This window comes from Kitasatospora sp. NPDC093558, from assembly GCF_040683475.1.
Taxonomy (GTDB): domain Bacteria; phylum Actinomycetota; class Actinomycetes; order Streptomycetales; family Streptomycetaceae; genus Kitasatospora.
Genome location: NZ_JBFBDY010000676.1, coordinates 1 through 3,227, shown reverse-complemented (window position 1 = coordinate 3,227; position 3,227 = coordinate 1). Strand labels below are relative to the sequence as shown.

Annotated in this window: 4 protein-coding genes; 2 read left to right on the top strand and 2 right to left on the bottom strand. The window is 76.9% G+C overall.

Translation table 11 applies throughout. The annotated features are described in order from the left end of the window. Window positions 1-506 precede the first annotated feature (506 nt). Window positions 507-902 carry a roadblock/LC7 domain-containing protein gene (locus AB0O00_RS33570; protein ID WP_363658297.1) on the top strand — a complete coding sequence of 132 codons (396 nt, stop codon included), beginning with the start codon at window positions 507-509 and terminating at the stop codon, window positions 900-902. A 97-nt stretch (window positions 903-999) separates the two neighbouring features. After that, a complete protein-coding gene (locus AB0O00_RS33565; protein ID WP_363658295.1) occupies window positions 1,000-1,374 on the top strand; it encodes a hypothetical protein in 375 nt (124 codons plus the stop codon). A gap of 73 nt (window positions 1,375-1,447) precedes the next feature. On the opposite strand, the gene AB0O00_RS33560 is transcribed toward AB0O00_RS33565, so the two are convergent. Together AB0O00_RS33560 and AB0O00_RS33555 are read right to left on the bottom strand one after the other, a co-directional pair. Next, entirely contained in the window at window positions 1,448-1,855 is a 408-nt protein-coding gene (locus AB0O00_RS33560; RefSeq protein ID WP_363658292.1) for a DUF6188 family protein, read from the bottom strand. 33 nt (window positions 1,856-1,888) lie between these two features. Next, window positions 1,889-3,007: an NUDIX hydrolase gene (locus tag AB0O00_RS33555; protein ID WP_363658290.1), complete on the bottom strand. Its 1,119-nt coding sequence runs from the start codon at window positions 3,005-3,007 to the stop codon at window positions 1,889-1,891. Window positions 3,008-3,227 lie beyond the last annotated feature (220 nt).

Below are 3,227 nucleotides of genomic sequence, written 5' to 3'. Positions count from 1 at the left end.
TCCGGCGCCCGCGCCGCCGCCGGCTCCGGCGCCCCCTCCGGCTCCGGCGCCGCCTCCGCCTCCGGCGCCGCCGCCGGCTCCGGCGCCGCCACAGGCTCAGGCTCCGCCTCCGGCCGTACCCGCACCCGTACCAGCGGCGGCAGCCGTACCCGCACCCGAAGTCCCGCGCTCCGGCGGCCTCCACCGCCGGGTCCCCGGCGCCACCCTCACCGGCGCCGGGGCACCCGGAGCCTGGGCGCCGGGAGCCGCCGCACCCGTACCCGGCCCCCGCCCACTCGGCGCCCGGACACCCGCTGCCCAGGCACCCGGCGCCGCCCCCCGTTCCGACCGCCCGCCGACCCCGGCGGCGGTCCCGCTGACCGTGCCCGACCCGGACATCGCGCTGCTGACCCGGGTCCTGACCCTCCTGGAGGCCCGACTTTGAGCCACTCTCCGCCCGCGACCCCGCCGTACCGGCCATGAGGCGGGCGCTCAAGCAGCGTGTCGGAAGGAGACAACTGATCGCCTTGGAGACCGAGCTGCTCGCCGAGCTCCGCGCCGTCAAGCACCGCATCCCGCACCTCGCCGGCGGCCTGGTGGCCAGCGTGGACGGCCTGCTGGTCGCCCACGACACCCACGGGACCGAGCCATCGGGCCTGGCCGCGATGACGGCGGCCTCCCTCTCCCTCGCCCAGCGGCTCGCCGACACGACGGGCCAGGGCGAGTTCCGGGAGTCCCTGGTGCGCGGCGAACACGGCTACGTCGCCACGTACGCGGCCGGCGGCAACTGCGTGCTGACGCTGCTCGCGCACCCGGACGTCAACGTCGGCCGCCTGCACCTGGAGGCCCGCCGCGCGGCCCGGCGGATCGCCGGGCTGCTCACCGACACCCTGGTGCCCAAGGACCCACGGGACGCCGGCTGACCGGACCGCCCGACCCCGCCGCCCGACCCCGCCCCCTGACCCTGCCCCTTCTCAACCACCCAACCCCCCTCCCCTTCAAGGAACTGGAGTCACCGACATGACCGACGCAGCCGGCGCCCTCAAGCAGGCCATGACCACCGTCGAGGGCGCCATCGGCGCCGCGCTCGTCGACTACAACAGCGGCATGGCGCTCGCCACCCTCGACGGCCCCGGCGGGCTTGACCTCACCGTGGCCGCCGCCGGGAACACCGACGTGGTCCGCGCGAAGATGCGCACCATGGACATGCTGGGCCTTCAGGACGGCATCGAGGACATCCTGATCACCCTCAGCACCCAGTACCACCTGATCCGCCCGCTCACCGGCCGCACCGGCAAGGGCCTGTTCCTCTACCTCGCCCTGGACAAGGGCCGTGCGAACCTGGCGATGGCCCGCCACCAGCTCGTCCGGATCGAGTCGGACCTGGAGGTCTGACCCGCCGTCCGGCACCCTGGGACCGGCGGGCCACCACTCGCCGGTCCCGGCCCGTCCGGCCAGGGCCGTCCCTCTAGGCCTCCGCCTCCGCCCGGTCCGTCCAGCTGACCTCGCCGCCCGGCAGCCCGGCGCACAGCTCGCCGTCGGGCGTGACCACGCTCCATGGCGCGAGCACCGCGTGCGGGGGGACGGACAGCGCGCCGCCGCCGGCGAAGTCCAGCTCCAGCCCGCCGGCCAGGGTGACCCGGGCCGAACCGACGGTCCGGCCGACGAGCGCGAGCAGCGTCGCCGTCGGGCGGAAGGTCAGGGCGGGGAAGAAGTGCTCCACCTCGGCCGGCGCGGCGAAGGACGGCGCCGCGAACCGGAACTCGTGCGCCACCCGGACGCTCACCGGCCCGTCGAACGTGAGGTCGAGCCGGCCGCCACCGCTGACCGACGCCACCCGCCGGCCGGTCAGTACGTCCCCGATCGCGTTCTGCATGCCCCCAGTGTGGATCACACCGGCGCCCCGCTGCTATCCCACCGGCCGCCCGTCGACCAGTTCGAGCGGGCCGCCGCCGTGCTCCCGGGCGGCCAGCGCCGCGGCCGTCCTGGCCCAGGAGGGCGCGGACAGCACCGCCCGGGCCTCGGCCGGTTCGCACAGGCGCCAGTCCACCAGTTCGTCCTCGGCGAGGACGATCGTGGCGAGCATCCGGTCCGTCACCGTGCCGCCGTCGTAGACGTAGACGAGGACGGCGTCGTCCCGGTCGACCGCCGGATCGGCGGCGGAGGACGGCAGCCAGTCCAGGGCGAGCAGCCGCCCCGGCTCGACCTCCCACCCCAGCTCCTCGCGGACCTCCCGCCGGGCCGCCGCCCGGGGCAGCTCCCGGTCCGCCTCGATGCCGCCGCCCGGGAGGGTCCAGTACGGCACCAGTCCGCGCGGCCCGTCCCACGGCTTCAGCCGGACGAGCAGTACCCGCCCCGCGGCGTCCGTGAACACCGTGCGGGCCTTGGCCCGGATCCGGGGACGGGAGGCGATGAAGGCGGCCCGGTCCAGCGGCGGCGCGGGGTCCGGCTCCCCGTGGCCCTGGAGCTCCGGGATCCCGGCGGCCCCGGTGTACTCGGGCGGCGGCGGTGCGGCCGGGAGGTGTTCGAGCGTGTGTCCGGCGGGCCAGCCGTCCTCCAGCTCCAGCGGCCCGGCCGTCCGCGGCGCCCGCAGGCAGGCCGTCACCCGGCGGGACAGCCGGGGCGGCAGCGCGTGTCCCGCCGCCTCCGGCGACAGCCACACCCAGCCGCCGACCTCCGCCGCGTCCGCCCGGATCGCCGCCGCCTGCTGCGCGCCGATCGGTTCGGCCCAGTACAGGTGGGCGGCGACCGGTGGCCGGTGGTCGTCGATCGTCCAGTCGAGGCAGGCCAGCGGCCCGAGCCGGGGCGTGAACCCGAGCTCCTCGGCGATCTCGCGCAGGGCGGTCGCGCGCGGGGAACGGTCCGTCGGCTCCCAGCCACCGCCCGGGATCGCCACCGGGTGCTTGCGGTCGTACGGCAGCCGCACCACGAGCACGCGCCCGTGCTCGTCCGGGAACAGCACCCCCGCCGCGGCCAGCAGCTCCCGGCCGCTCGTCGACGACGCCTCCAGCCTCGATGACGCCTCCACTCGGCACTCCCTCCGGTCCGGCCCCGCGATCGCGTCCCCTCGGGGGAACACCGCCCCATACCTGCCCGGTTCCCCGGGCGCCGCACCGGCGATCACCCGTCAGTGGCCGCCGTCACTGGCCGCCGACAGCGGCCGCTGCCAGTGGCCGCCGTCCGTGGCCCCTGTGAGAGGCCCCGCAGCTAGAGGCCCCGCAGCGCCCTCACCCCAGGGACGCCAGGGC

Excerpts from the sequence above, each read along its gene's own strand:
- AB0O00_RS33565 (WP_363658295.1), top strand. The coding sequence starts at position 1,000 with ATGACCGACGCAGCCGGCGCCCTCAAGCAGGCCATGACCACCGTCGAG.
- AB0O00_RS33560 (WP_363658292.1), bottom strand. The coding sequence starts at position 1,855 with ATGCAGAACGCGATCGGGGACGTACTGACCGGCCGGCGGGTGGCGTCG.